Genomic DNA, 26,701 nt, shown 5'->3' on the forward strand with positions numbered 1-26,701 from the left:
ATGTTCAATATGCAAAATGAATCGCTAAAAACGCAAGTGCACGCTCTAAAACTCAAAACCTCCTTGCCGGCAGGGGGAACCGCAGGGAACCTGGAGGTCCCTCGCCCGCCTGAAGGCAAAGAGGTATGGATTAACTATAGGATTTGAAATACCGGCCTGTCCTGCACAAAGCGGACGGGCAGGCCAGGAAACTGCTGCGACAGCCGCTCGGCCAGCAGCTTCATGCCGGGTGCTTCACTCTCAGCGTGGCCCAGCATGATTAGCGCCCGGTGGCGCCCCTGTGCGGCGGCATCTTTTATATACTCCGGAGTTTCCCATTCCGGCCCTTCTCCGGCAATCATCAGATCCAGGCTGTCCTGTTCGAACAGGGGAATTGTCACTGGACCTCCGCCTCTATAACCAACCAGAATGCCCACCCGGGTGCAGGAAGCAGTTAAATTTCCCGCCACACGCACGTAAGAGATTTCCAGCTGCCGCTTCACCATCTCTGCAGCGTCTTTGACAGACATGGCCGGAATGGTTAATATCGACACTGCGGCCCGATGCTCAGTTACATAATCCTGCCAGCCGAGTGCACGGATCAGCCCTTCTGTTATTCCGTCCGGCGTGTAACGGTGCACATAATCATGAAACCGGTAAATCCCAATGCCCGAAGATGCGATCAGGGCAGATTTCTGCAAAAATACCGGATCCCCGCCCAGCCATTCCCGCTGATCCTGGTGGCTGTAATAAACCCCTTCATGAGTCACGATCAGGTTCGCCCCAAACAAAGCCGCCTGTTCAATTACATATTGTGAGGCTGCAAAGGCCGTAACGATCCCCCGCACCTCTGTCTCCAGGCTCCCCGGGTCCAGCTTGTCCACGGTAGGATCAAGCCAGCCGACGCCGGCCGTCAAGCGATCAATGATATGTCCGAAAGTAATTGTCATGGCCATTCACCTCTCAGTAGATGGTTCGCCGGCTTGCATCCATAATGCCGCTCTTTCTGAAGAAATACGTATTGATCTGGTCGCGCCATTCCTTGGCATGAGCAGCCTGCCCTTTAAGTCGTTCCTCTACCTGCACAAACAGATCTTCTCTGAGGTTCCCCTGCAAGCTGCTCCATAAGGTGACCAGCTCTTCCGCACGGTCCGCACCAGCAAAATGAGTATCATAAATATGCTGGATCACCGTTTTGCCGGAATGGAGCACATGGGTATACGGAACATGATGGAAGAACAGCAGCAATTCATCCGGGCATTCCTCGAGCGAATCATAACGTGCAGCATTGCTGCCGATATACTGGGAACTGTAACCCGTACCACTCTTCACGGTCCGGTCGACTCCAATCCCGCGGTTGTCGGCATAATGGTACGTTCCCCACTGGGAATATTCATAGCCGTCCACATTCGGCCCGTAATGATGCTCCGGATTGATCATCCAGCCCACGCCGAGCGGAGCTGTGTAGGATTCATAAATCTCCCACGAATCCAGCAGAATCCGGCTGATCACAGCTGCCGTTGCCGGATCCTGGCCAAAGGTAAGAGCGATCCATTCCCCGGCAATCTCTTCCGCGCCCAGCTCCGGATTCCAGGCTAAACGGCCGTATCCGTACAGATTAGCCTGGGCCAGCAGATGGCCGGTCCAGTTCCGGTCATTGCCTACATTGGACACCGCCGCGATCCCGCTGTACCGGTTGCCCCATAGCGAGCCGTCTACAATATGCTTGACCGGAGAAGCTTCCCCCTTGGCATTCGTATTGAATTCCAGTACCTCTTTCCACTGGGGGACAAGGTAACAGACATGGCGCTGCTGGCCGGTATATTCCTGGGCAATCTGGAATTCGATCACTTGATTGGTCCGCTCAAGCGCCCCGAACAGCGGGGATACAGGTTCGCGGACCTGGAAATCCATCGGCCCGTTCTTGATCTGCAGAATGACATTGTCTTTGAATTTGCCATCTAGCGGTTTGAAGTGATCATATGCCGCTCTCGCCCGGTCTGTCTTGCGGTCGCGCCAGTCCTGCTTGCAGTTGTACACGAAGCAGCGCCAGATGACGATTCCGCCATGGGGCTCAAGGGCTTCAGCCAGCATATTCGCACCATCGGCATGGTCGCGCCCGTAAGTGAAAGGTCCCGGACGGTTCTCCGAATCCGCCTTGACCACGAAGCCGCCGAAATCAGGGATCGCCTGATAGATATCGGCCGCTTTGCGCTGCCACCAGCTGCGTACGCCCGGATCGAGCGGATCGGCTGTACCTACTTCCCCTTCATGCATCGGTCCGGCAAAATTAACGCTCAGGAACAGCCGGATGCCATACAGCCTGAATATATCAGCAATGCTTGCCACCTCAGGCAAATATTCCGAAATAAACAGCGTCTCCAGGGCATGGACATTCACATTATTGATCGCGATGGCATTGATGCCGGTCGAGGACATCAGCCGCGCGTAGTCGCGGATCCGTCCCATATCCTCTGTAAACCGGTTATTTTCATAGAAAAAGGATCTCCCTGCATACCCCCGCTCCACACTGCCGTCAAAGTTATCCCAATGATTGATCATCCGCAGCCCGTTTACCGGATTCACGGTTACATCGAGTTGCTCAATCTCCTGCAATGTGCCAAGCAGGCGCAGCAGGTGAAACACTCCATAGAGAACGCCTGCCGGCGAAGCGGCTCCTACAGCAATGCAGTTATGATCTGCACTCGTGCGGATGGCAAACCCTTCACGTTCCACCTTGCGGATGTCAGCCTCACTAAACACATTGCGGATCAGCGTATTTCCGCCGCCGAAGGTGCCGATGGCAACCCTTGAAGCACCGGGGCTTAACTCATGATCGGCCTGGACCTGGATAGCAAGCATGCCTTCGATGCCCCTGCCCCATTCGGCCAGCGCAGCCTGAACCGTATCGTCAGCTTCCGTAACGCTCACCGCTCCGCACCATTTCACATATTGCTCCTGCAGCCTGCCCTGCGGCAGTGCCGGATAGCCCAGCCAGGCGCCGTAGCCATGGTCTGCTATAGAATTGTGACGCTCCTTGGATTCTTTCATCATCTGGAAGACTCCTCCTGTGTTTTGCCTGAGTATTGGATATACCTAGCTATTGCACTTTATACAGCAGATTTCTCATAAATTAGCCGTAATACTTAATCTGCTGCACTCAGTACAACCGAATCCGCTAAAAGTGGTGATTTCGACCTAAAAACGGCAAATCTAGTGTACGAATTACAATAGAATGCGATTCAGCGCTGAGGAGTTAGTCTTTCTATTGCACGAAATACAGTAGAATTGATCCAGTGTAAACAAATTAATCTATCTATTGCAGTTACTGCAATCAAATCCCCAGGTCCATCAAGTCTATTAGTCCTTTGCTTTATGCCTTTAATGTATCCGCCAATCCGGTCAGCGATCGGCTGCCTGTACCTTCCAGGAGCCAGAGGATGGCCGTAACTCCGCGGGGGTAATACTTGCTGCCGCCGATAAGGCCGGACAAGATCTGGTCACTCCAGCACCAGTAGGACAGCTCGGGATGCAGCAGCCAGTTCACGTGTGCAGCATCAGCTGCAAGCCCGCTTTCCTCCCAAGGCAGCTGCAGAATCTCCCGGGCGATGAACTGGGACAGATAGATTTTGCTTAGCCAGGAGTTGTTGCTTGTAGAGGACAGCTTCCATCCTCCGTCCTCGAAAAGGCATACCCCCGGAACCAGCACCGTATGGAGGTGTGTATTCAGCGCGCTGAGATACTCGGCAAATCTGCCGCCGGGGTTGAGTGCTTCTCCGCAGCCCGTGAAAAGCGGGAAGACCAGGCCTTCAATCGCCGGAATGATGCAGGATTGGTTGTCTTCATGGATGACAGCGGGAATATAGCCGTCGCTGTTTAATTGAGAAGATAGCGAAGCGGCACACTTCACGGCCTGCCGCCCTGCCTCCGCCGCCAGTTCAGCCAGTCCTTCCTGTCCGAAGAACTTCTCCAGCGCTACATACGCCGCCCAGCATTTCCCTGCCATATAAATGTTATTGCGGGACTGCCCAAGCGAGGTATCCAGGCTGTCATAGGTAGTGATTTCAGCACCGCCTTGCGCCCGGTTGCTGTCCAGACCCATCAGGCCGTTGCGCTGGCTGCTGTCCGGATGATCGCGGTTCAGCATGCTATCAAAGCAGGCATGGAGTGTCGGGAGCATTTTATCGGTGAATTCGCGGTCTTTAGTCTGTTCGATGTAGACGAGCGCGGAGACCAGCCAATTGACCAGCTCCTCATGGCTCATATAAGAGAAGCAGTCATCCAGCCCGGCCAGCTCATAAGCGGAGTACTGCGGCCGCGAGAATACATTGGCTACGCCGACATCATGAGTGAAGCTGATCCCTCCGGGGTATTCCTCATTTCCGCCCGGAAAGACAACCTTGTCCTCATAGCTGTAGCGGTCCACGAACAATTCGAGCTCATTGCGCACCGTCCACGGGTTCATCACCAGTTCAAAGAACAGCTGATCTGCCGTTAAATCCAGCGTATTCATCATCCGGTATTCGCCTTCATTCACGATCCAGATGTACCGGTCCCCGTCGTGCAGAAGCTGTGTGCTGCCATAATAGCTGTGAATCGCATGCGAGAGCATGAAGGTCTGATCTCCGGTAAGCCCGGCAGAGGCAATCCATGTATCCGCTGCTGTGCAGGAACCGGTAAGCTCATCAAAATGCTCCAGCGCATAACCGGCCACGGCATCAATATTGTTAAAGTAACGGGTATATGCGTAGCTGGCATCGATACCTGTAGTCACCAGTCCGCCCCGGTAAAAACAGATGGCAAAACGGTACGTCCGTTTCTCCCCCGCAGGAACCTCCATCAACACGGCGCCCGTGCCGCCCAGTCCAAACGCTAGATTATGCGTAAGCTTAGCCTCAAGAATCTTCTCCATCGTGAACCCGAGCGCAGACTGCACCCCTTCAGCATCACAGGCAATCGCCGTTAACCGGCCTTGTCCGATTCCTTGAAAAGCCCCGCCGCTGGTGTCGCTGAGTCTGCGCATGGAGCTGTAGGGATCGCTGCCCTCATAGCCGAAGAAGCCTTTACGTGTAAAAGTCCCTTTAGTGTTGTCGAGTGTGAGCTCCGCGAAGACTGCCGGCAGCAGGGCTGCCTTGAGCGCCGCTTCATCAGCAGTTGCCGGATCAGGCACCGGACGGACAGGGGAGTACACTTGAAAGGTCAGGTCACCCGCCTGCCAGGTATCCGTCGCCGCCCCGAGTGTTCTGCTGATTTCATGATCTTGAAACGCTTTCAAAAGTACGCCGGACGGCTGATGCGAGCCGTTTGGCTTGGCTTCGTCATTCTCGACCGGCGGAACAGGGAGCCCCTGCTGTAATTCCTTCGCTGTTTCATCCGCTTTTTCTATATCGTATCTGGCGCCGGCATCCTCGACCTGATCGAAAAAAGGCAGCGCCTCGTAGCTTGCACCGTCTGCGGACTGGAATCCGATATACACATTCTGGTCAGCCGGTTTACCCAGCTCCAGTCCAAGTCCCCCATGTTTCCCCTTAAAACCTAAAGTGAAGCTTGCAAAAGCACCTATCGGTGAATGCTGGACATTATAGAACAGATTAGATTTTGTCATAATGACTCCTTCCCGGTTCGTACGTTTAGGATCGATTGCTCTGTTGGTACCTCCTTATCCTACCACGGGGCCGCCCGGCGGGAACATTGTCAAATCAAGCAATAATTTACCCAAATCAAGCTGATGTCAGGTATACTAATAGATATATCAGTGAGCCAGATAAACCAAGGGGGAACTGCACATGGCTTCAGCTTTTATGCCGCCTGAACTTGGACAAAGCATCAGTGAGACGATCATTCCGGACGTAAAAACTACGCTGAACCTGTTCGGTATGCATCTGAGGAAAGTAAGCGGTGCTTGGAATTATCCAATTCATGCCCACCTGCAGTACGAATTCAACTATGTGCTTGAAGGGGAGCAGCGGATGATCGTTAATAACCGCAGCTATACACAGCGGGCCGGGGATCTGGTCCTGCTCAGACCCGGAGACTCCCATTCCAGCCAGAGCGGCAATGGCCGGCCGTTCACCTATTTCTGCATTCATTTTGACATTGATGACAAGCTTCTGATCTCGCTGCTGAGCCGGCTGAATCATATGCTCTTTACCGCGGAAAGCCCCATTGCGCATAAACTCTCGCCTCCCCTAAGCAAATTAGTGGACATTTCAACCACAATCCATGGGGATATTACCATGTCCCAGCGGATGATGCTGCAGTCTGCGGTCTTCGACCTGTTCGGCCAGCTGTGGGAGGCGTTCTCGATTGAGGCGAATCTGCATGCTTCTGCTACTTATGAGAAGGTTGAGCTTGCCCACCAGATCCGCAGCCAGCTCCAGGGACTTGTCTACCAGAAGTTCAAGCATGATGTACAGGAAGACCGGACGCTTGGCGTCGATGATATTGCTGCAGAGCTGGGCATCAGCTCCTCGCACTGCTACCGGGTATTCCGGCAGGTGTTCGGTCTCTCTCCCCGGGAGTTCCTCTCCCAGCAGATGCTTCATGAGGCCAAGGTGCTGTTGGATGATCTGCGGCTGCCGGTCAGCCAGATCTCTGCCCTGCTCGGCTACCGCGATATCGCCCATTTCAGCCGCCAGTTCAAACGCTGGCATGGCAAGTCACCTAGGGAGTACCGGGAATCGGGCCGGGAACACAGATAAGACCCGATGGTGACGGCAAGGAAAAGACCTGTTCGCCTGCCGGCAAACCGCTTGCCGGGTAACCGTACACCGGAGAAGTGATAGCAGCCCAAAAAGACCCTCCGGAACAATATCCGGGCGGGTCTTTTGCAGCTGTCCTTCAATCCGGCAGAATCAGCCGTCCTTACACTAGGGCGTTAGAGTCTGGGCTCGGCCAAGCTTAACGGCCGAGGGTTATCCACCTGAGGCTCGAATGAGGATCGTAGAGAAGCTTCACTCCTGATGAACCATGTCCAGCGGCGTACTCTTCCTGTCTTTATGATCAAAGAAACCATTCCGGAAACCATTGTTTCAGCGATTTAAGCTTGGCTTCGGTCTGTATGGCTCCCCCGCCTTCATGAGCGTTGAACGGATAGATGTTGATTTCTTTCTCCCCGGCAATCCGGTTATAGGTTGCGAAATACATCTCCGGCGGACAGGTTTCATCCTTCAGCGCTACGGAGGCAAGCACCTTACAGGTAATCCGTGCGGCCATATTCATCGTATCGAAATAGCTTAGCTCATCCATCACCAGATCCAGCTCCTCCGGATGCCGGCGCAGATAATCGGCTACACTGGCGAACGCGCCATGCTCACCTTCAATTCTCCGCACCAGATTGCTGTTGCTTGGAACATCCGCGAGTGCTGCAGCAGGCCTGTGATCCAGCGCGGCCATCGCCATCGTCAAAGCCCCGCCCTGGCTGCCGCCTTCAACGACAATCCGATTAGGGTCCACTTCCGGCTGAGCGCAGGCAAAATCGATCGCCTTCATGCAGTCCATATATTGATAGCGGTAATAATATTCATATTTGCTGTGCGCGCCTTTACTCGCCAGGTTCATGGAGTATCCCCCGGATGAGGGAGCCCGGCTGCCAGTGCGCCCGCCTTGTTCCCTGCAGTCAATCGACACCACGGCAAAGCCCATCAATACCCAGTGCATGAACTCGGAGGGCTCTCCCCGGCTGCCGTTGAATCCGTGATAATGGATCAGGCACGGGTACCTCTCCTTTTGCCTGAAGTCAGGAACAATATACCAGCCGTACACCGGGGTTGTATCCATCCCGTCAAAGCTGATCTCATATACACTTACTTGCTCTATGGGATAGGTTATTTTTTGTCTGCTGCTATTCAAGGGCACAGCCCTAGCCTCGGCAATGGTTTCCTCCCAAAACTGGTCAAAATCCTCCCGCCGGGTAAGCTCCGGCTTATAGTTGAACAATTCCTTCGTAACATCCTCCAGGTAACCCATGTTCTCTACTCCTTTAATGCTTATTTCCGGACATTATTCTGTGATGCCAAAATCATGCAGCAGTTCCTGAGTATCGAGCGCAGGCAATCCCAGCGGGGTTCGTAAGTTCTGCAGCTTCTCCACCAGATCCTCTTCGTTTGCATACGCGTATGGACTCTTCCATTCCGATTCCAGGGTGAGCAGTTCACTGGATGCAGGCTTCATGGAGTTATAATTCAGAATCCAGCTCTTCAGCTGATCCTTGGCGATATCGGTACGGATATTATCGCCCAGAATATCGATGATCTCCCCCCACTTGGCAATTCCGCTCACAGAATCCAGCTTATCCAGGATGAGGTTCAGGACCTCCTGCTGCCGTTCATTACGGGAGAAATCGGACGACTCTGCAGTTCCCCGGTTAGACTTACGGTAGCGGACGAAATCCAGCACTTCTTTGCCGCTTAAATGCTGCATCCCTTTTTTCAGGTCAATATTGGTGCCGTCGGCATTATCCACGTACCGCATATCCATCGGCACATTGATATCCAGCCCGCCAAGCTCATCCACAATACTGCTGAATGCGGCAAAATTAATCAGAATCATATGCTCAATATCCATTTGCAGGATGCTACCGTAGAACTCTTTTGTTTTGCTTAAATCCTCGTCCTTGTTATGTGCGTAATAATAGGCGTAGTAGTAATTAGCCTTATGCGAGCCGATCTCACTGCTTGTAATCTTCAGATCACGGGGGATCGACAGAATAGACAGCTTCTTGGTAATAGGCTCATAAACCACCGGCATCAGCACATCCGTATTCAGCGTCCCTCCGCTGCCGCTTCTGTTGTCCACACCGGCGAGCAAAAAGGTAAGCGGCTTGTTCTCATCCTCTTCCTCCACGGCCTCAGCACCTGCCGATGCTCCGGGCTCAGGCGATGCAGGACCAGCGGTTTCAGCGGGAGCCGTTCCCGATGCCGAAATCCGGTCAAGTGCCCGTTCGGCCTTAAAATACAGTGTTCCGGCATAGACAGCCCCGGCGATCAGACATGTGCCAAGTACAGCTGAGACACTAAGCAGTGTCTTGCGGGTACGCTTTTTGCTGCGCTGTGCCTTCCTTCTCTTGCTTCGCTCCTCCATTCCCTTCCTCCTGCTTCCCTCTCAATAATGTTATAAGTTGTAAATGATTATACCATAGGCTAATAAAGTCGCTTACTAAAAAGTGGAAGAGGATGCGGGTGCGTCATACATTGAGGTGTCATCACATGCAGGCCTTTTCAAAAGGTGTATAATAATAGGAACTTACCAAAAAAGGATGTCATGACATGCTTCTTGCTGTGAACCGTGTGCTTAACCGGATGATGCCACTGATCACTCCGCTGAGTGTCCTGACCGGGGTGCTCTGCGGCAGTACGCTTACTCCTTATACCTTTTTGTCACCCTGGCTGTTTGCTTTTATGACGTTTGCCGGCAGCATCAGTCTAGGATTTAAAGATTTTGTGAATGTGCTCAAAAAGCCCCTCCCCCTGTTCGCCTGCCTATTTATCCTTCATCTGGCCATGCCGCTGGTTGCCTTCGGGCTCGGGAATGTGCTCTACCACTCGGATGAATTCACCATCACCGGCCTTGTGCTTGCTGCGGTGATTCCTACGGGGATCAGCAGCTTTATCTGGGTCAGTATTTATAAAGGTAACACCGCTCTTACCCTCTCGATCATTCTGATCGACACGCTGCTGGCTCCCTTTATCGTGCCGGGTGTTCTGTCGGTGCTGATTGGAACCAGTGTGGAGCTGGATACCTGGGCCATGATGAGCAGCCTCTTCTGGATGATTGTTGTGCCGTCTCTGCTGGGCATGGTGCTTAATGAATGGAGCAAGGGTGCGGTCGCTCCGGTATGGAGCCCGAGACTGAACCCGCTGTCCAAACTGTTCATGGCTGTCGTGATTATGATTAACGGCTCGGTCATTTCCCCTTACCTGGCAGACATCGATCTGCATCTGGTAGGCCTGGCCGCTGTTATTGTTCTGCTGGCTTCCACCGGCTATTGTCTTTGCTTCCTCACCGCCAGGCTTCTGCGCTGGAACGAAGCAGATGAAGTCGCCCTGCTCTTCAACGGCGGCATGCGCAATATCAGCGCCGGCGCAGTACTCGCGGTGTCCTATTTCCCCGCTCCGGTAGCCGTCCCCGTCGTACTCGGCATGGTGTTCCAGCAGCTGCTCGCTTCGCTGGTAGGCTTCCTGCTCGGCCGCCGCTCCCGGGTAAATCATGCAGCCGACCGGACTTCGGCGGCTTGAGCGAAGTCTCGGGGATAGGGTGAGTAAGTCCCGGCTTCTAGCCCGGTCCAGCAGAGAGCCTCGCTACCGGCTGCCGATCTGGAGCCGGTAGGGCCGGAGGGCTAATGCCGGTAGGGCTGGAGGGCTGGTGCCCGCCTGCGACGAAATCAAAGGGATTTTTCCCTTTAATTTCCCCATATTGCCCGCCTGCGACGAAATCAAAGGGATTTTTACCTCTATTTCCCCCATACTGCCCGCCTGCGACGAAATCAAAGGGATTTTTACCTTTAATTTCCCCATATCGCCAACCTGCGCCGAAATCAAAGGGATTTTTACCTCTATTTCCCTCCATATTGCCCGCCTGCGGCGAAATCAAAGGGATTTTTACCCGGGCACGCAGATCGCCCCAACAGATTCTCGGGTACACACTTTCACTCCTTGCATCACATACTGCAAAACTAGCAAAGGCAGCGAAATAGCCTCGCCGCCTTTAAAAACCAGGTCTATTGGGACCGCAGCATGGTGATTTGTCTGGCAAGATAAGCGGGTGTATACGGCATGTCCCGGCGAAGCCATTTTACCACTGTGCCAATCAGGGCCGCTGAGCCGTACCAGATGGCGATATCTCTCTGAATCATAGACTCGGGAGTGCCGCTGTTGTTCCCATTCCGCTCCAGCCGCGAGATAATCATTTCTTCAATTAGAGCCACCAGACGGTCGGTAAAAATCGTACTCTGTCTGAAGGTAAGCGTAACTTTATATAATCTTGCGTTTGCCTGGATATGCTTGAGCAGGTTCTCGAGCAGCGGCCAATCCTCTTTCCCCGCCTCCTCCGGATTATCGCTTACGACCTGCTGAATATTCTCAACCATCTCATCGGCCATTTTTTCCAGCATATCCGGCAGATCCTTGTAATGCAGATAAAAGGTCACACGATTGATGCTGGCCCGTTCGGCAATACGGTTGACTGTAATTTTCTCGATATCCATTTCCTCCAGCAGCTCAACAACCGCATTCTTCAGCAATTGGCGCGTACGGAGTACACGGGGATCTATACGCTCTTCCTTAGGTTCCATCCTAATTCTCTCCATTCTTTCAACTTCTCTTAGTAGACTACATTTTGTATGGAATTGTCGTTTTTCAAAAAGTTAAACTACATATCACTTGTAGAACGTTAATTACTTTACACTTTTTCAGAAACCGTTGCTTGCTTACATAAAAATTTCATTTATAATTTGTTTTATGCAATGTCAACTATACAACACGTTGTAAATTAAGTCTATGATCAACGATTTGAAAGGATGGAGTGTAGTGAGTAAAGAAATAGAAGCAGCAGCCAGTTCCATTAAAAAGGGCCCCATCTTGTTCATTATGATTCTAGGTGCATTCCTTGCAACTCTGAATCAGACGGTGATGAGTGTTGCTGTACCTGGCCTTATGAATGACTTCGGCATCACAGCTGCAACGGCACAATGGCTGACCACAGGCTATATGCTGGTTAACGGAGTTCTGATTCCGATTACAGCCTTTCTGATGCAGCGGTTTACTACCCGTGAGCTGTTCCAGACGTCTATGTTTGTATTCCTGGCGGGAACTATAGTCTCTGCGCTTGCAACGAGCTTCCCTGTTCTGCTGACAGGACGTATGATTCAGGCCGCCGGAGCAGGGATTATCATGCCGCTGCTGACCAATGTAATATTAGCCCTTTTCCCCCGCGAGAAACGCGGAGCAGCCATGGGGATGGTCGGGTTAGCGATTATATTCGCACCTGCCATTGGACCAACACTGGCCGGATATATCTTGGAGCATTACACCTGGGAAACCATGTTTTACGGTATGATTCCGTTAACTCTGATTGTCATCATCTGCGGATTTATGTATTTGCGGAATGTGTCGGAGCGTTCTTATCCTAAAATTGATATTATCAGCGTTGTAATGTCTACTGTTGGTTTTGGTGCATTGCTGTACGGTTTCAGCCGTGCGGCCAGCGCAGGCTGGTCAAGTGCGGAAGTCATGCTGTCACTGGCTGCGGGTGTCGTTGCGCTTGGCCTGTTCATTTGGCGCCAGCTGACTTCCCAAAGCCCGCTGCTCGACCTCCGGGCTTTTAAATACAACATGTTTAGCTTAACTACGCTCATCAGTGTCGCAGTTACAATCGTGATGTATGCGGATATGATGCTGCTGCCGCTTTACCTGCAGAATGCCCGCGGATATACTGCTCTGGAGTCAGGATTGCTGCTGCTTCCCGGAGCGCTCATTATGGGGCTATTGATGCCTGTTACCGGCAAGCTGTTCGACCGGTTCGGCGCGAAATGGCTGGCGATCGTCGGCCTGCTCATTATGATCGTTACGACTCTGGGCTTCGTTAACCTGACAGACTCGACCAGCTTCACTTATCTGGTGCTGATGTCTACAGGCCGCCGGATCGGGATGGCGCTGCTGCTGATGCCGATTCAGACACTGGGTCTAAACCAGCTGCCGTCGAAGCTGAATGCTCATGGTACAGCGATTTCAAATACCGTTAGGCAAGTAGCGGGTGCTGTAGGAACGTCCTTGCTGGTAACTGTAATGACGAGCCGTACGACTACTCACATGAAGGAAATGCTTACTTCAGGCGGTACTCCAGGAACGAAAGAACATATGATCATGGAAGCCTCCATCCAGGGTATCAATGACGCCTACCTTGTTATCGTGGGAATCGGTGTCCTGGGTCTGCTGCTCTCCTTCTTCATCAAGAAGGTCGGGCAGGCAACGGAAGAAGAGTCCGGGCAGGCATTGAAGCAGGCTATAGTCAAAAAAGCCTAATTTCAAGTAAATGTCGCGGCCAAAGATAGAGGTCAACGAGATTCCAGTCGTTGATCTCTTTTTTTGCGGGAATTTCTCATCGTTATGTTAGTATTCCTAACACAAAGACCTGTAATCCGCTCTAAAAAAAGCATAAATATGAATAAATAAAAATTTATATGTCATCATTATTGACATTTTCAGTGTGACTATTTATATTGACAATATAAGATTTCAACGACACAGCATTGTGTCAACGAAGGAAACAACAGGTTCTCCCACAATGTTGTGGCTGGATGGCTTGTTGTACCGGCATTCTTACATTTGTTTATAAAGTCAGCTACGATGACGTGGCTGCAATTGGCAACGGGGCCGATTAACACAATCCGCAGGTATGCGGGTTCTGTCAGTCGGCCCTTTTTTGTCGATTTACTTACTTGGGGTTTTATAAAAAGGAGGATGTCAGCAATGGAAGCAAAAAGTTTTCGCAAGGCGGGTCATGCCCCGAGTTTATTCTCAGCTTTTTTGTACTTTGACGTAAGTTTCATGATTTGGGTGCTGTGCGGAGCGCTATCGCTCTACATTACCAAGGATTTCGGATTGTCAGATACCCAAAAAGCAACCATGGTCGCCATCCCAATCCTCGGCGGCTCGATCTTCCGGATTCCAATGGGGATCCTGGCAGACCGCATCGGGAGCAAAAAAGCGGGTCTGACCGGAATGTTCCTCACCATTATTCCCCTCCTGTGGGGCTGGCTTGGCGGAAGCAGCCTGCTGCAGATTCATATGATCGGATTCCTGCTCGGTTTCGCAGGTGCAAGCTTTGCCGTATCGCTGTCCCTTGCAAGCCGCTGGTACCCTCCGCAATATCAGGGGCTGGCGATGGGTATTGCCGGTGCAGGAAACAGCGGAACCGCGCTGGCCACCTTTTTCGGACCGCAAATCGCCCAGGCTTACGGATGGCACAGTGTATTCGGACTCGCACTGATTCCTCTGGCGATCGTGATGATTATTTTTGCCATATTAGCTAAAGATGCCCCAAATGCCCCTGCGCCTAAACCGCTCAAAGATTACCTCAGCGTCTTCAAGCATGCGGATACCTGGTGGTTCTCGATGTTCTATGCCATTACCTTCGGCGGGTTTGTCGGGTTCGCCAACTACGCGAGCATTTTCTTCTACGATGTGTACGGCGACGCCGCACACCCCGGCGGGCTGACCAAAATCCAGGTAGGATACCTGGTTACCATTACAGTTATCGCGGGCAGCTTCTTCCGTCCTTTAGGCGGCTGGATTGCGGACCGGATTGGCGGCATGCGCCTGCTGCTTGTTTTGTACAGTGTAATTTCGGTATGTGCGTTTGCCATTGCCTCGATGCCGGGTTCATTCCTGGTGATGCTGCTCTATACCAGCGTTATGATGGCCTGCCTCGGGATGGGGAACGGTTCGGTCTTTCAGATCATCCCTCAACGCTTCTCCAGGGAGATCGGAGTCATTACCGGCATTGTCGGTGCAGCCGGAGGTCTTGGCGGATATCTGCTGCCGACTTATGTCCTGGGCCCGCTGAAGCAGTCCACTGGCTCACAGGTCACCGGATTTCTCGTGGTCGGTTCCATTGTGCTCCTCACCACCCTTATCTTCTACGCTGTAACAAGATCCTGGAGAAAATCCTGGGCGAAGGCAGAGTCCGGTGTAAATTACTAATCAGCTCGTACAGAAAACTTCGGGGCGGTGAACTCACATGACAACTGACAAAGTTAAAAGCGTCTGTCCTTACTGCGGGGTTGGCTGCGGGATCGTACTCGAAGTATCGGATAACCGCGTAGTCAAAATCACCGGCGATAAGGAGCATCCGGCCAATTTCGGCCGGTTGTGCACCAAAGGCAGCACCGCTGCAGCTGCGATTACGGAATCCGGCCGGATGGAGTATGCCTACAGCCGCCCTTCCCGGGGGACTGAACCTGTGAAAATGGAAATCAGTGCAGCCATCACCGAAACCGCGCAGCGGCTGCGCAGCATTCTGGAGGAACACGGCCCGGATGCACTCTCCGTCTATGTATCGGGCCAAATGTCGCTGGAGGCCCAGTACCTGATTAACAAGCTGGCCAAGGGCTTCATCCGGACGCCGAATATTGAGTCCAATTCACGTCTCTGTATGGCTGGTGCCGGGAACGGCTACAAGCTCTCCCTGGGAGCGGATGGCCCTCCGGGCTCTTATCAGGATATGGATCAAACGGATTTGTTCTTCGTGATCGGCGCCAATATGGCCGATTGTCATCCGATTCTGTTCCTGCGGATGATGGACCGGGTGAAGAACGGCGCCAAGCTAATTGTCGTTGATCCCCGGCGGACGGCAACGGCAGAGAAGGCGGACTTGTTCATGCAGATCAGACCCGGAACGGATCTGGCTTTGCTCAACGGGCTGCTGCATCTGCTGGTAAAGAACGGCCATACGGATCCGGATTTTATCGCCCGGTTCACCTCGGGCTTTGAGAGCATGGAGGAATTCCTGGAGGATTATCCGCCGGATAAAGTCTCCGAAATCACCGGCATCCCGGAGGCGGATATCCGTCAGGCGGCCGAGTGGATTGGTGAGGCTCCGGAGTGGATGTCCTGCTGGACCATGGGTCTCAACCAGAGCATTCACGGCACCTGGCACACCAATGCCATCTGCAATCTGCATCTGGCTACTGGAGCTATCTGCCGTCCGGGGAGCGGCCCCTTCTCCCTCACCGGACAGCCCAATGCCATGGGTGGACGGGAGATGGGCTACATGGGGCCGGGCTTGCCCGGACAGCGTTCTCTGGTGTCCGAGGATGACCGCAGCTTCATAGAGAAGCTGTGGGAAATTCCCCAGGGCACTCTCCGGACGGATGTCAGCGGAGGCACCATATCCATGTTCGAAAACATGACCACAGGCAAGATCAAAGCCTGCTGGATTATCTGCACCAATCCGGTGGCTACCGTTCCGAACCGCAAGAAGGTCATCGCTGCCCTGGAAGCGGCTGAGCTGGTCATTACCCAGGACAGCTTCCTGGATACCGAGACCAACCGTTATGCGGATATCCTGCTGCCCGGAGCTTTATGGGCTGAAGGTGAAGGGGTGATGATTAATTCGGAGCGCAACCTGACCCTGATGCAGCAAGCCGTGAAGCCGCCTGGAGAAGCCATGCCGGACTGGCAGCTTATCGCCAAGGTAGCCGCTGAGATGGGTTATGCTGAGGCATTTTCCTACTCTTCTTCAGCAGAGGTCTACGCGGAAATCCAGCAAGCCTGGAATCCGAAAACAGGATACGACCTGCGCGGAGCCACCTATGCACGGCTAAGAGAAACGCCTGTGCAGTGGCCGAGTGCGCCGGATCAGCCGAACGACCGGAATCCCATCCGGTATCTGAACTCTCAAGGCGGCACAGCTCAGATCGAGCTTTCAGATGGCAGTTCTCCGGATCTCGTGTTCCCGACAGAAAGCGGAAAGGCTGTATTCTGGGCACGTCCGTATATGCCGCCTGCAGAGCTGCCGGACAGCGACTATCCCTTTGTACTGAATTCCGGCCGTTTGCAGCATCAATGGCATACGCTGACCAAAACAGGCAAAGTCCAGAAGCTCAATAAATTGAATCCGGGCCCCTTTGTAGAAATTCATCCGGAAGATGCTGAAGCCCTGGGGATTAAAGACCGGGAGCCGGTGGAGCTCCGTTCTCGGCGGGGGCTGGCTGTTCTTCCGGCGGTCCTCTCAGACCGCGTGCGCCCCGGCAACTGCTTTGCCCCTTTTCACTGGAATGATGTCTTCGGAGCACAGCTGGCTGTCAATGACGTTACCAATGATGCCGTCGACCCAATGTCCTTGCAGCCCGAGTTAAAATTCTGTTCGGTGTCTCTGGTCAAGGCTGCAGTTCAGCCTGGCGGGGAACGGCATACGCCGGCCAAAGACCAGAGTCCGGCTTCACAGCCAGCCAGCACTGAGACCGTCCGCCCGAAGGAGGCCGTAACAATGAAGCAGCTTGACACACTCGCAGGCCTGCTAGGGATTGAAGCCCCCGCAGCCCTGACTCTGGATAGCCGCGAACAGGCTTATCTGTCCGGCTTCCTCACCAGCCTGCGCACCGAGGCCGGCCGGTCCGTTTCCGGCATCCCGGTTCTTCCGCCCACCGCGCCTTTTGAAGCTCCTACCCGTTTCTTTGTAGATGGCCTGCTCGCAGGCATGTTCTCCCGCGTCCCGCTTTCCGGGGCGGCAGCCTCCGCTGGAACTAATAATTTATCGGGCTTAGCCCCTTCGGAGGCTGCCCCGTTCCCGCAGGCTGCTGCTACAACTAAGCTTCCGGTTACCATCTTATGGGCTTCACAGACGGGAAATGCGGAGGGTGCAGCCATTGACTGCGCCAGAAAGTTACAGCAAGACGGTTATGATGTACGGCTCGTAAATATGAACCAATATTCCGTGAGCGATCTGGCCAAGAACAGGTTTGCCCTGTTCATCGCCAGCACCTTCGGAGCCGGCGACCCTCCGGACAATGGCGAAAGCTTCTTCCAGTCCCTTCAGGCAGAGAATGCCCCGCAGCTTCAGGATCTGCGTTATGCCGTGCTCGCTTTCGGGGATTCCAATTATGATCTCTTTTGCGGCTTCGGGCGGAATCTGGATGCCCGCCTCACAGAGCTTGGCGCGCAGCGGCTGCTTGAATGTGCCCATTGCGATACAGACTTCCAGGAGCAGGTGGACGCATGGACGAATGATATCTCAGCACTGTTGAGCGGATTTACAGACAGCCCGAAGCCTAGTGTACCTGCCTCAGCAAGCAGCAATTCGTCCACTCCGTCTACTCCGGCCACCGTATCCGGCCCGGTTCCACCAAGTTCGGAACCGCGCGGATATCACCGGAACCACCCGGTACCGTCCAGGCTGCTGTTCAAGCAGAACCTGAACAAGGCCGGATCTGAAAAAGAAACTCGCCACTACGCCTTCGACCTTTCCACTGCCGGAGTCCAGTTCGAAGCCGGTGATGCTCTGGGCGTGTGGCCTGCCAATTGCCCTGATCTGGCCCGCAGTCTGCTGCATACGCTGGGCATTGAGCCCGCTACCCCGGTGCTGGTCAAAGGCCAGGGACAACTGCCGGTGGCCGAAGCACTGCTCCGTCATTTCGAGATTGCCCGGGTGACACCGGATATGCTCCGGTTCATCCGTGACCGCTCTCGGGATGCCCGGTTAAGCCAGCTGCTAGACCAAGAGAACCCGGCGGAGCTCAAGCAATGGCTGTGGGGCCGTCAGCTGATCGATGTGCTGCAGGAAATCCCGGTTTCACTCAGCGCACAGGAGCTTGTGGAACAGCTCAAGCCTTTGCAGCCCCGTCTCTATTCGATTTCTTCCAGCCCGAAAGCCAATCCGAATGAGGTTCATATTACTGTTTCCACTGTTCGATACGAGAACAACGGCAGCGCCCGCAAGGGAGTATGCTCCACATTTCTCGCGGACCGTGCCACAGAGGATGCGGCCATTCCTATTTTCATTCAAAAGAATGCCCATTTCCGCCCGCCGGCTAATCCCGATGCCCCGATGATTATGGTCGGTCCGGGTACCGGTATTGCACCGTTCCGGGGCTTCCTGCAGGAACGCAAAGCGTCCGGGGCCAAGGGAAGAAACTGGCTGATCTTCGGGGAACAGCGGGAGGAGAGTGATTTCTATTTCCGCGAGGAGCTTGAAGTTCTCCAGAAGGAAGGCTTCCTGCATCGGCTGGATACTGCCTTTTCACGTGATCAGCCTGACAAAGTTTATGTACAGCACCGCATCCTTGAGCATGGAGCCGAGCTCTGGGCTTGGCTTCAGAAAGGCGCGCACTTCTACGTATGCGGGGATGCCCAGCAAATGGCCAAAGAAGTGGATGCCGCATTGAAAATGGTAATTCAGCAGCACGGCGGTATGACTGCCGATGAAGCGAATCAATATGTCAAAGAAATGTCCTTATCCAAGCGGTATGCGCGGGATGTCTATTAAGCAGACTAATGATCATGCATAAAATCAGCCGGCAACGATCAACCTACAGGTTAGCGTCCTTATGGCGCGTTAATCACAGGAGGCGATCTATTAATGGCAAAGCCGGATAACCGTGCAGACAATGTTGAGCATTTACAGCAAAGCATTCAGCACACCATGCAAAACCTGCATGAAGCTGAAGACTATTTAAACGAATTTTCTTCTGAAATCAGCAGCAAAGAACGGGAACAAATCGAAGCAAAGAACGAACGCCGCAAAGAAAGCATTAAAGGCTTCCGCGAGGAAGTTAAGGACGAAGCTGCCCATTCCGAGGAGTAGTTATTGTCAGTGGCTGTTCAAGCGAAACGGCGGGTCACCCGGATCATTCCGGGCTGAACCGCCGTTTGGCTTGGAGTAAAGCAGCATTAGAGTTCCCGCATCTCCGCATAAGCTTCAGGTGTGCCGACATCCTCAATCGTACCCTCCGTAAAATAGGCGCGCATCTCCTGGCGGGAGTGCAGCCACTCGGGAAAATAACTCGGTGCATCCGGGTTACCCCCTTCAGCGAGATAACGGGAGAACAGCGGCAGCGTTGAACGCTTATAGATATAAAGTGCAAATACACCTATGTTCGTCCGGGGTGACTGCGGCTTTTCTTCCAAGGAAAGGACCCGCATCTCATCGTCCAGCTCAGCCACGCCTACACTGCGGAGCTCCCGGATATTGTCTACCGTCCGGACCAGAATACAGTCTTTGTCCACCTGATGAAAATAATTCAGATACCCCTCAAGGCCAAAGCCGAGCACATTGTCGCCTGCCAGAACCAGCAGATCCTCCTTCAGCTGTTCCCGCTCAATGACAAACTGGATATCGCCGACCGCACCTAACCGTGTTTCGGGGGAAGATGTGCCGTCATTCAGAATACGGACAGGCTTCGTCCCGCCATAATCGAGATGCCACTGCTGAAAAGCGCCGAAGAAGCGCTCATTCGTCACAATCAGAATCTCCGTAATTTCCTCCAGAACCTCCAGCCGGTCCATCAACAGATCCAGAATCGTCCGGCTTCCTTGAATCGGCAGCAGCGGCTTTGGCGTATCCTTCGTTAACGGATAAAGACGGGTCGCATACCCCGCAGCCAAGATTAATGCTATCATCCTGTTCGCTCCCCTGCCCTGAATATTTCCCTTAACTATAACCCACAGGGAACATCAAGCCAAGTCTGCTGCTGCACCTTCACAACCTACTTCTTCATATGAAACCGCCGGTATCTCATTACTTTTTTGTACATGGATTTATCCTTGAGCTGATTAAAGATATAGGGATCCGGATTCATATTCACTTCAATAATCCATGGTGTCAGAGTCCGGTCCAATCCGACATCTACACCGATCTGCACAATCTTCGGATAGGTTTTCTGCATATGAGCCGCCATGCGTACGCCAAGCGTACTTAGTTCACCAGTCAGCTGAGTAAGCCTCTGTGCCGGCAGATGGGTACTGAGCAAGGTTTCTATCGAAGTTGGTTTGCCGCCGCTGTGGTAATTCGTAACAATCTTGCGCGGGTGGCCCAGCCGGCCGATAATTCCGGTAGCTTCCCAGACTCCTTTGGGACTTAACTGCACCATTACCCGGATATCGAAACGGCGGCGTTTATGCTTCAGCAGGTGAATTCCTTTTTGAATCAGATACCTTCTGCCGCCTGTCTTCTTCGCCAGACTTTGGTGAAAGGAATCAAAGGTGTCGAAATGGCGGACCGTTTCTTCATATTGATAGGTGAAGCCCCCCCGTCCCCCCCGCTCCGCGCGGATTACGCCGTTCCCATAGGTTCCCCTTTCGGGCTTGACGTAGATCATTCCATAGCTGTAGATCATCTGCTCCAGATTGCGTCTGGTAAATCTCCGGGTATCCGGGATATAGGGTCTGATGGAAGCACTCTGAAGCAGCAGCTTCGTTTTTAGCCATTTGCTCTGCAATGAAACAGCTTTTCTTGCCTTCACACCTGCACTCTCCTGTCCGAAAAGGGTTTCCCTTTTCCTGATTTACAAAGTCAGTGCATCCTATGCAGAAGCAGGCGAGGCGGAATGAACCATTTGTCCCGTCCGGGAATATTAAGTTTCAACTTTCCTTTGCCCGGTCATCCCGTGAGGCACAGGCATACTCTAGTACAGACGCGCAAGTGTCAATTTGTGCACGGAGATGAACCTAATGTCAGCAACCTCAGCAGGCTCACACGTTAGCGGCCCCTCTATAGACGTACTAATCCCAGCCATAGAAAAGGATCTGGCCACCCTTCCCTATGTGATCGACAGTCTTCGCCGCTATGTACGCCACCCCATCAGCCACATCTATATCGTCTCACCCGGCAGCAGCAGAATCAGGGAAATGTGCTCTCGCAAAGGCTGTATTTTCGTCGATGAGACTACCGTTCTGCCATTTACTAAAAAAGACATCCGTTATTCCTCCTCCCGCTGGAACCGTTCCGGTTGGCTGTATCAGCAGCTGCTTAAGCTGAATGGGGATCATATCTGCCGGGAAAATTATTTCCTGGTCATCGATGCCGATACGGTGCTGATTCGCCCCCACCGGTTCCGTTCAGAGGGTAGAACCGTCTTTTACTGCCGCAATTGGAGCCAGCCGGAATATTTCCGCACTTACAGGAAGCTGATGGGGACCGCCGCACCTTCTCCCAAATCCTTTGTGACGCATTATATGCTGTTTGAGAAATCTAAGCTTACCGCTTTAAAAAGAACCATAGAAGCCCGCCATGGTATGCCTTGGCATGCCGCCATTCTCCGCAGTATCGACAGGAAAAAGCAGTTCGGCTTTTCCGAATTTGAAACGTATGCCAATTATGTGTACAGCGGTAACCGCGCCTCGGTTCTGCTCAGAAATGCAAATAATAAATCGCTGAAGACCTCAGCATCCGCCGTAGGAACCAAACAACGCCGGAAGCTGGCGCGTACCTACCGGTCCATTTCTTTCCATCAGCGTAAGGGATACTCCATTCCAGCCAAGCATTAAGAAGGGAGAGCGTCATGCCTGCCACTCTTCTCTGCGGCGGTTCCGGCAAGCGGCTGTGTCCGCTTCCGGACCGAATTCGCTCAACAACGCTTCCTTCAAGTGACGGTGAACCCATAAGGACAGCACATTTACAGCAGCACTGAGGTCATTGACAAAAAATTGTAAATCCCGTAAATTGAAGTAAACTAATAGTGCAATTAATTACACTTAAGTGAATTTCATGGAGGGATTTATTTGGGAAGCGCTGAACGAAGAAGCAGAGAAATGGAGCTTCGCAGGAAGGACATCATTGAAGCGGCAGAGCATGTGTTTTTTGAAAAGGGCTATGAACGCTCTACTATGGATGATGTGGCCAAGCAGGCGGAATTCAGCAAAAGAACCCTGTACGCTTACTTTAACAGCAAGGAGCAGATTTATTTTGAAATTATGATCAGAGGATACCGGCGCTTAATCGGCCTCTTGCAAGACAAGCTTCAGGGGAACAACTCCTTAACCGCAATGGAAACACTCTGGGAGATTACCTCAGTTTACTATGAGTTTTCCTGCGGGGAACCGCATTATTTCCAGGCGATTATTGAATATGAGAACAGCCTGTCTGATTTTCAGAACGGGATACCAGATGATTCCAGGAACGAATGTTATGCGCTCGGGGAAGAAGCCCTGCTATTCGTGAAAAATGCGCTGCAAAGGGGTGTTGAAGACGGCAGCATTCGTTCAGATCTGCGGGTGGATCAAGCCACAATGACCTTATGGGCCAGTATGCTTGGCATATTCAGCACGGTAAGGACCAAGAAACATTACCTTGAGCGCTACTATAAAATCGGACCCGGTGAATTCATCCAAGAATCGTTCCGCCTCCTGCTCCGTTCCCTGGAACCGGCTCAATAATCCCACTTATGGAGGAGAACAGATATGAAGAAAGCGGTGAAGAAATCTGTGAGTCTTGCTCTAATAAGTCTATCCGCCTTAGTGCTTCTTATCGTTGGCATTTTATTCTACATAAGCGGCGTTTTTCAGAAAGAGACGTACCTTGAACCGTGGAGCAAATCCTATGCTGCACAATTCGGCGATCCGCGGGTCCGACTGGCTGCACACGGCCTGCTTGCCGCAAGCGGACATAATATGCAGCCCTGGAGAATCTCCCTTAGCGGGAGTGAGCCGATGAGCTTGTACCTTTACGCAGACAGCAGCCGGATGAGCAAAGAGGCTGATCCGCTTGCACGGCAGATGATGATCTCCCAGGGAACCTTCCTGGACTATATCTATGTAGCTGGTCAAAAGCTGGGATATCAGGTAAGCATAGACCTGTTTCCAATGGGCCCATATGATGAGCAGACACTGGCAGAGAGCATGGATACTTACCCCGTTGCAAAAATAACGCTGCAAAAACGCCCTCCCCAGGACACACCGTTATATGATGACCTGTTTCTTCCCGACACCAACCGGACGGCGTATTCGCCTGCTCCATTAACCCGGGAACAGATTGAACAGCTTGAGGCTGTCAGTGATGACAGCAGCGTGTCAATCCGCATTGTTCAGGACAAATATAACCTGGACAAACTAGGCCATTATGCCATGCAGGGGGCTGCCATCGAGGCAGCGGCAGCCTCTGTAGCCAAAGAATCCGAGGACATCTTCCGCGCGAATGAGCACGAGAAAAATCAATTCCGTTACGGGTTCTCAGTAGAGGGCCAAGGCACTACGGGCTTCATGAAACATATCATGCAGGGACTCGTCACCCTTTTCCCGTCCATGAACAGCGGAAAAGCTGCGGCGGACCGGCTGATCCAGTCTGTTCAGACAGCGGTGGACAACACGCCGGCCTACGCCCTAATTCTAACCAAAGACAACAGCCGTAACAGTCAGGTGTTAAGCGGAATCATATACAGCCGGCTGATTCTGGAGGCGCATCAGCTGGGGCTGGCCATGCAGCCGCTCAGCCAGGTGCTGGAGGAATATCCGCAGATGCAGGCGCCTTATCAAGCCATTCACCGGGAATACGCCCCCGAAGGCGGTACAATCCAGATGCTGGTACGCTTGGGCCAGCCTATTAAAGAGGCTCCGCTCAGCATGCGCCGTGAGGTAACGGAATTGCTTACCGGAGAGTAGTGCCGGGAACTTTTTTTAGGGTGCGTGGCTCCAGCTTCTGGAGAGCGCAGGACGGGGAGCATAAATCAGAGGAAAAAACACCTCTGATTTCGCCTCGCGCGCTCCAGACGCGTGAATCAGAGGGATAAATCCCTCTGTTTCAGTCCCACGCTCTCCAAATGCGTGAATCTGAGGGATAAATCCCTCTGTTTCCGTCCCGCGCGCTCCAAATGCGTGAAACAGAGTGATAAATACCTCTGTTTCCGTCCCGTGCGCTCCAGACGCATGAATCAAAGGGATAAATACCTCTGAATGGGTCTCCCTCTCTTCAAAAAAATCCCGCAGCCACACCAATGGCTCCGGGATTTCCTCTAAACCGCCTCTTCCCGCAGATCATGCTCCATGAAGAGGATATCGCGCTTCATTTCCTTCATGCCCTGTCTGGAGATCCGCCCGGTCTCGAACATGGCCTGAAGGTTGTCCCGCTCCAGCTGAATTCCGGCCCGAGCCAGCTCCTGCAAAGACAGGTCGTAATCCTCGCGGGTGCCTGTACCTGATTGATCCCTGTTCAGACGAAGCAGCATCCGTTCATATTGCAGAATGAACGCGCTGACCGTTTCCATCTCCGGCTTCCCCTCCGCAAGGAGCGCGTTCAACTGTTTAAGCACATAAGCAATGTTTTGGCTTCTGAGTCTGGTCCGTTCGGCCCGTCTTTCGCGGAAGCTTAAGCGGGCCTGCTGCAGAATGCCAACCACATCATCCCATTGCTTAACAGGAAACAGCTCTCTTTTATACCGGGCATCCTTTGTACTCATATATAGCATCTGGTTAATCCTTCTTAGATACCGGTAGCCGGTATAAGGATCGACTTCTTTCCGCTCCAGTGCAAGCAGCGTATTCTCCCGTTCCCATTGCAGGACCGACAGGCCCAGGGCACGCTGCATGTTATCACTTCTGTCGTCCTTCCATAGCGTGCGGATTCTGGAGGTATACGTATTGATGAGCTGAACGGCGGCCAGCCGGTTCTGGTCTGTGGTCAGATCGTTTAAGCCGGCAACCACATTTCTTAGAATCTCAATTTTGGCCTGCACCTCCTCTTCTTCCTGCGCTGTTGCCGGCTCTTTCCCGAGCAGCAGCGGCAGCAGATAATTGGAGGCCAGCAGTGTCCACAAAATCACGCCGGACGCCAGGAAGATGATGAGATCCCTTGACGGAAAGGCAGTTCCATCATTAAGAAAAAACGGCAGTGACAACGTACTCGCCAGTGTGATCGTTCCCCGGACGCCCGACAGGGAGAGGATCAGCGCCTTTTTGAATCTGCCTTTCCCCAAGCTGCGTTCTTCGCCGTCCTCCGGAACATCTATCAGCAGCACCCAGATCAGCCGCAGCCCGAGTACGGCTGCAGTCAACCATAGAGTATACATCACGACTTTGAAATTCCCGATTTCCGGGCTGTTCCAAATGGTCTGAATAATCTCCGGCAGCTGTGTGCCAAGCAGCAGGAAGACCAGGCCGTTCAGCACAAAGATGATAACGGACCAGGTGCTCTTGGAGACAACCCGCAGCTTGGCTACCTCGGGATTCATTTTCTTATAGCTGAAGGAATGGGCAATCCCTGCAGCGACTACGGCAAGAATGCCGTTGACCCCCAGTTCTTCTGCAGCTATAAATATCATAAAGGGTGTCAGAATCTCAATCAGCATATGGAGGGTAACGTTCTCCATGCCGAGTCTGCGCAGCCATTTTACCACTCCATATTTCACCAGTGTGAGCAGAAGACCCAGGGCTACCCCGCCAAGTGAGATGGAAATAAAGCTGAGCCCGGCAGACTTGAAGGAGAACATTCCGGTAACCATAGCGGCTGCGGCAAATTGAAAGGATACCAGACCCGATGCATCATTGATTAAGGATTCGCCTTCGAGGATCTGCATCGTGCGGTGGGGGATTTTGACCTTCTGCTCCAGCGCACCCACAGCTACAGCATCCGTAGGCGCCAGGGCAGCCGCCAGCGCAAAGGACGCCGCCAGCGGGATCACCGGAAGCAGAGCGTGTACGAAATACCCCACAGCACCGACCGTTAGGAACACGAGACCGAGCGCCAGCAAAAGTATGGGTTTCTTCAGCTTCCACAGCGCCTCTTTATCCGCGTGCCTTCCGTCATTGAACAGCAGCGGAGCAATGAACAGCAGCAGAAACAGCTCCGGGTTTAATACCACTTCATAATGCAGGGGCAGCCAGGTGATCGCCATTCCCAGCGCGATTTGGATAATCGGCACAGAGACCGACGGAATAAACCGGTTCACCAGATTGGATACCGCCAGCGCCGCCAGCATGAGTAAAATATATTCAAACAATTCCAAAGGTTACTTACCTCCATCTCTGTAGTCAGGTTAGTGTAGTGTAATTCATGAATTCAAACTGAATGTAAATACGCCGCTTAGGTTATTTATCGGCAATTCCTTATGTGGAAGATGAGGCTATGATTTTTCTATTTAGGGGATTAGCCGTGACTGCAGAGAATATTTGGGCTTCCGACCGCTGCTAGGGTTGGAATTCTTGAATATAGCTGCTTATCGTAGTAGATATCCAATCCAAGCTTGTGCTTTCGAAGCGAGCTTTCCTGCGGACGCTACCGCTCCTCCAGCTCAAAATTC

Annotated in this window: 19 protein-coding genes; 9 read left to right on the plus strand and 10 right to left on the minus strand. The window is 52.8% G+C overall.

What is annotated here, in order from left to right; all coding sequences use genetic code 11:
* Positions 1-134: 134 nt before the first annotated feature.
* The 3 genes from QU597_RS20325 to QU597_RS20335 form a co-directional block, all read right to left on the minus strand.
* Positions 135-929 (minus strand): Nif3-like dinuclear metal center hexameric protein, encoded by a 795-nt coding sequence (locus QU597_RS20325; RefSeq protein ID WP_310829577.1) that lies wholly within the window; start codon positions 927-929, stop codon positions 135-137.
* 13 nt (positions 930-942) lie between these two features.
* Complete coding sequence (locus QU597_RS20330) at positions 943-3,033, minus strand: alpha-glucuronidase family glycosyl hydrolase (RefSeq protein WP_370656201.1); 2,091 nt, start codon at positions 3,031-3,033, stop codon at positions 943-945.
* 319 nt (positions 3,034-3,352) lie between these two features.
* Entirely contained in the window at positions 3,353-5,584 is a 2,232-nt protein-coding gene (locus tag QU597_RS20335) for a glycoside hydrolase family 52 protein (RefSeq protein WP_310829578.1), read from the minus strand.
* 181 nt (positions 5,585-5,765) lie between these two features.
* Here QU597_RS20335 and QU597_RS20340 point away from each other — a divergent pair, with 181 nt between their 5' ends.
* Positions 5,766-6,680, plus strand: a complete 915-nt coding sequence (locus QU597_RS20340) for an AraC family transcriptional regulator (protein ID WP_310829579.1) — start codon at positions 5,766-5,768, stop codon at positions 6,678-6,680.
* Between the two features lie 301 nt (positions 6,681-6,981).
* Here QU597_RS20340 and QU597_RS20345 read toward each other — a convergent pair whose 3' ends face one another.
* Together QU597_RS20345 and QU597_RS20350 are read right to left on the minus strand one after the other, a co-directional pair.
* Positions 6,982-7,947 carry an acetylxylan esterase gene (locus QU597_RS20345; protein ID WP_310829580.1) on the minus strand — a complete coding sequence of 322 codons (966 nt, stop codon included), beginning with the start codon at positions 7,945-7,947 and terminating at the stop codon, positions 6,982-6,984.
* A gap of 33 nt (positions 7,948-7,980) precedes the next feature.
* Complete coding sequence (locus QU597_RS20350) at positions 7,981-9,060, minus strand: LCP family protein (RefSeq protein WP_310829581.1); 1,080 nt, start codon at positions 9,058-9,060, stop codon at positions 7,981-7,983.
* A gap of 185 nt (positions 9,061-9,245) precedes the next feature.
* Between QU597_RS20350 and QU597_RS20355 the strand changes: the two genes are divergently transcribed.
* Positions 9,246-10,214: a bile acid:sodium symporter family protein gene (locus QU597_RS20355; RefSeq protein WP_310829582.1), complete on the plus strand. Its 969-nt coding sequence runs from the start codon at positions 9,246-9,248 to the stop codon at positions 10,212-10,214.
* 37 nt (positions 10,215-10,251) lie between these two features.
* On the opposite strand, the gene QU597_RS20360 is transcribed toward QU597_RS20355, so the two are convergent.
* Together QU597_RS20360 and QU597_RS20365 are read right to left on the minus strand one after the other, a co-directional pair.
* Positions 10,252-10,620 carry a hypothetical protein gene (locus tag QU597_RS20360; protein ID WP_310829583.1) on the minus strand — a complete coding sequence of 123 codons (369 nt, stop codon included), beginning with the start codon at positions 10,618-10,620 and terminating at the stop codon, positions 10,252-10,254.
* 76 nt (positions 10,621-10,696) lie between these two features.
* A complete protein-coding gene (locus tag QU597_RS20365; RefSeq protein ID WP_310829584.1) occupies positions 10,697-11,269 on the minus strand; it encodes a TetR/AcrR family transcriptional regulator in 573 nt (190 codons plus the stop codon).
* A gap of 205 nt (positions 11,270-11,474) precedes the next feature.
* On the opposite strand from QU597_RS20365, the gene QU597_RS20370 reads away from it, so the two are divergent.
* From QU597_RS20370 to tlp, 4 genes are all read left to right on the plus strand, one after another.
* Positions 11,475-12,998 carry a DHA2 family efflux MFS transporter permease subunit gene (locus QU597_RS20370; protein ID WP_310829585.1) on the plus strand — a complete coding sequence of 508 codons (1,524 nt, stop codon included), beginning with the start codon at positions 11,475-11,477 and terminating at the stop codon, positions 12,996-12,998.
* 447 nt (positions 12,999-13,445) lie between these two features.
* Positions 13,446-14,678, plus strand: coding sequence for an MFS transporter (locus tag QU597_RS20375; RefSeq protein ID WP_310829586.1), 1,233 nt, complete (start codon positions 13,446-13,448; stop codon positions 14,676-14,678).
* Between the two features lie 37 nt (positions 14,679-14,715).
* A complete protein-coding gene (locus tag QU597_RS20380) occupies positions 14,716-18,960 on the plus strand; it encodes a sulfite reductase subunit alpha (protein ID WP_310829587.1) in 4,245 nt (1,414 codons plus the stop codon).
* A gap of 93 nt (positions 18,961-19,053) precedes the next feature.
* Positions 19,054-19,278, plus strand: coding sequence for a small acid-soluble spore protein Tlp (gene tlp, locus QU597_RS20385; RefSeq protein WP_074088328.1), 225 nt, complete (start codon positions 19,054-19,056; stop codon positions 19,276-19,278).
* Positions 19,279-19,364: 86 nt separating this feature from the next.
* On the opposite strand, the gene QU597_RS20390 is transcribed toward tlp, so the two are convergent.
* Positions 19,365-20,093, minus strand: coding sequence for a nucleotidyltransferase family protein (locus QU597_RS20390; RefSeq protein WP_310829588.1), 729 nt, complete (start codon positions 20,091-20,093; stop codon positions 19,365-19,367).
* Between the two features lie 86 nt (positions 20,094-20,179).
* A complete protein-coding gene (locus tag QU597_RS20395) occupies positions 20,180-20,935 on the minus strand; it encodes a YheC/YheD family protein (protein ID WP_310829589.1) in 756 nt (251 codons plus the stop codon).
* A 208-nt stretch (positions 20,936-21,143) separates the two neighbouring features.
* Here QU597_RS20395 and QU597_RS20400 point away from each other — a divergent pair, with 208 nt between their 5' ends.
* The 3 genes from QU597_RS20400 (at position 21,144) to QU597_RS20410 (ending at position 24,068) form a co-directional block, all read left to right on the plus strand.
* Positions 21,144-21,959, plus strand: coding sequence for a DUF6492 family protein (locus QU597_RS20400; protein WP_310829590.1), 816 nt, complete (start codon positions 21,144-21,146; stop codon positions 21,957-21,959).
* Positions 21,960-22,193: 234 nt separating this feature from the next.
* Complete coding sequence (locus QU597_RS20405) at positions 22,194-22,847, plus strand: TetR/AcrR family transcriptional regulator (protein WP_310829591.1); 654 nt, start codon at positions 22,194-22,196, stop codon at positions 22,845-22,847.
* 24 nt (positions 22,848-22,871) lie between these two features.
* Entirely contained in the window at positions 22,872-24,068 is a 1,197-nt protein-coding gene (locus QU597_RS20410; protein ID WP_310829592.1) for an Acg family FMN-binding oxidoreductase, read from the plus strand.
* Positions 24,069-24,418: 350 nt separating this feature from the next.
* Here QU597_RS20410 and QU597_RS20415 read toward each other — a convergent pair whose 3' ends face one another.
* A complete protein-coding gene (locus QU597_RS20415; protein ID WP_310829593.1) occupies positions 24,419-26,407 on the minus strand; it encodes a Na+/H+ antiporter in 1,989 nt (662 codons plus the stop codon).
* Positions 26,408-26,701 lie beyond the last annotated feature (294 nt).

Source organism: Paenibacillus pedocola (assembly GCF_031599675.1).
GTDB lineage: Bacteria > Bacillota > Bacilli > Paenibacillales > Paenibacillaceae > Paenibacillus_AQ > Paenibacillus_AQ pedocola.

What these genes read in the sequence shown, in the direction of transcription:
- QU597_RS20325 (WP_310829577.1), bottom strand. Translation starts at nt 929, where the DNA reads ATGACAATTACTTTCGGACATATCATTGATCGCTTGACGGCCGGCGTC.
- QU597_RS20330 (WP_370656201.1), bottom strand. Translation starts at nt 3,033, where the DNA reads ATGATGAAAGAATCCAAGGAGCGTCACAATTCTATAGCAGACCATGGC.
- QU597_RS20335 (WP_310829578.1), bottom strand. Translation starts at nt 5,584, where the DNA reads ATGACAAAATCTAATCTGTTCTATAATGTCCAGCATTCACCGATAGGT.
- QU597_RS20340 (WP_310829579.1), top strand. Translation starts at nt 5,766, where the DNA reads ATGGCTTCAGCTTTTATGCCGCCTGAACTTGGACAAAGCATCAGTGAG.
- QU597_RS20345 (WP_310829580.1), bottom strand. Translation starts at nt 7,947, where the DNA reads ATGGGTTACCTGGAGGATGTTACGAAGGAATTGTTCAACTATAAGCCG.
- QU597_RS20350 (WP_310829581.1), bottom strand. Translation starts at nt 9,060, where the DNA reads ATGGAGGAGCGAAGCAAGAGAAGGAAGGCACAGCGCAGCAAAAAGCGT.
- QU597_RS20355 (WP_310829582.1), top strand. Translation starts at nt 9,246, where the DNA reads ATGCTTCTTGCTGTGAACCGTGTGCTTAACCGGATGATGCCACTGATC.
- QU597_RS20365 (WP_310829584.1), bottom strand. Translation starts at nt 11,269, where the DNA reads ATGGAACCTAAGGAAGAGCGTATAGATCCCCGTGTACTCCGTACGCGC.
- QU597_RS20370 (WP_310829585.1), top strand. Translation starts at nt 11,475, where the DNA reads ATGATCAACGATTTGAAAGGATGGAGTGTAGTGAGTAAAGAAATAGAA.
- QU597_RS20375 (WP_310829586.1), top strand. Translation starts at nt 13,446, where the DNA reads ATGGAAGCAAAAAGTTTTCGCAAGGCGGGTCATGCCCCGAGTTTATTC.
- QU597_RS20380 (WP_310829587.1), top strand. Translation starts at nt 14,716, where the DNA reads ATGACAACTGACAAAGTTAAAAGCGTCTGTCCTTACTGCGGGGTTGGC.
- tlp (WP_074088328.1), top strand. Translation starts at nt 19,054, where the DNA reads ATGGCAAAGCCGGATAACCGTGCAGACAATGTTGAGCATTTACAGCAA.
- QU597_RS20390 (WP_310829588.1), bottom strand. Translation starts at nt 20,093, where the DNA reads ATGATAGCATTAATCTTGGCTGCGGGGTATGCGACCCGTCTTTATCCG.
- QU597_RS20400 (WP_310829590.1), top strand. Translation starts at nt 21,144, where the DNA reads ATGTCAGCAACCTCAGCAGGCTCACACGTTAGCGGCCCCTCTATAGAC.
- QU597_RS20410 (WP_310829592.1), top strand. Translation starts at nt 22,872, where the DNA reads ATGAAGAAAGCGGTGAAGAAATCTGTGAGTCTTGCTCTAATAAGTCTA.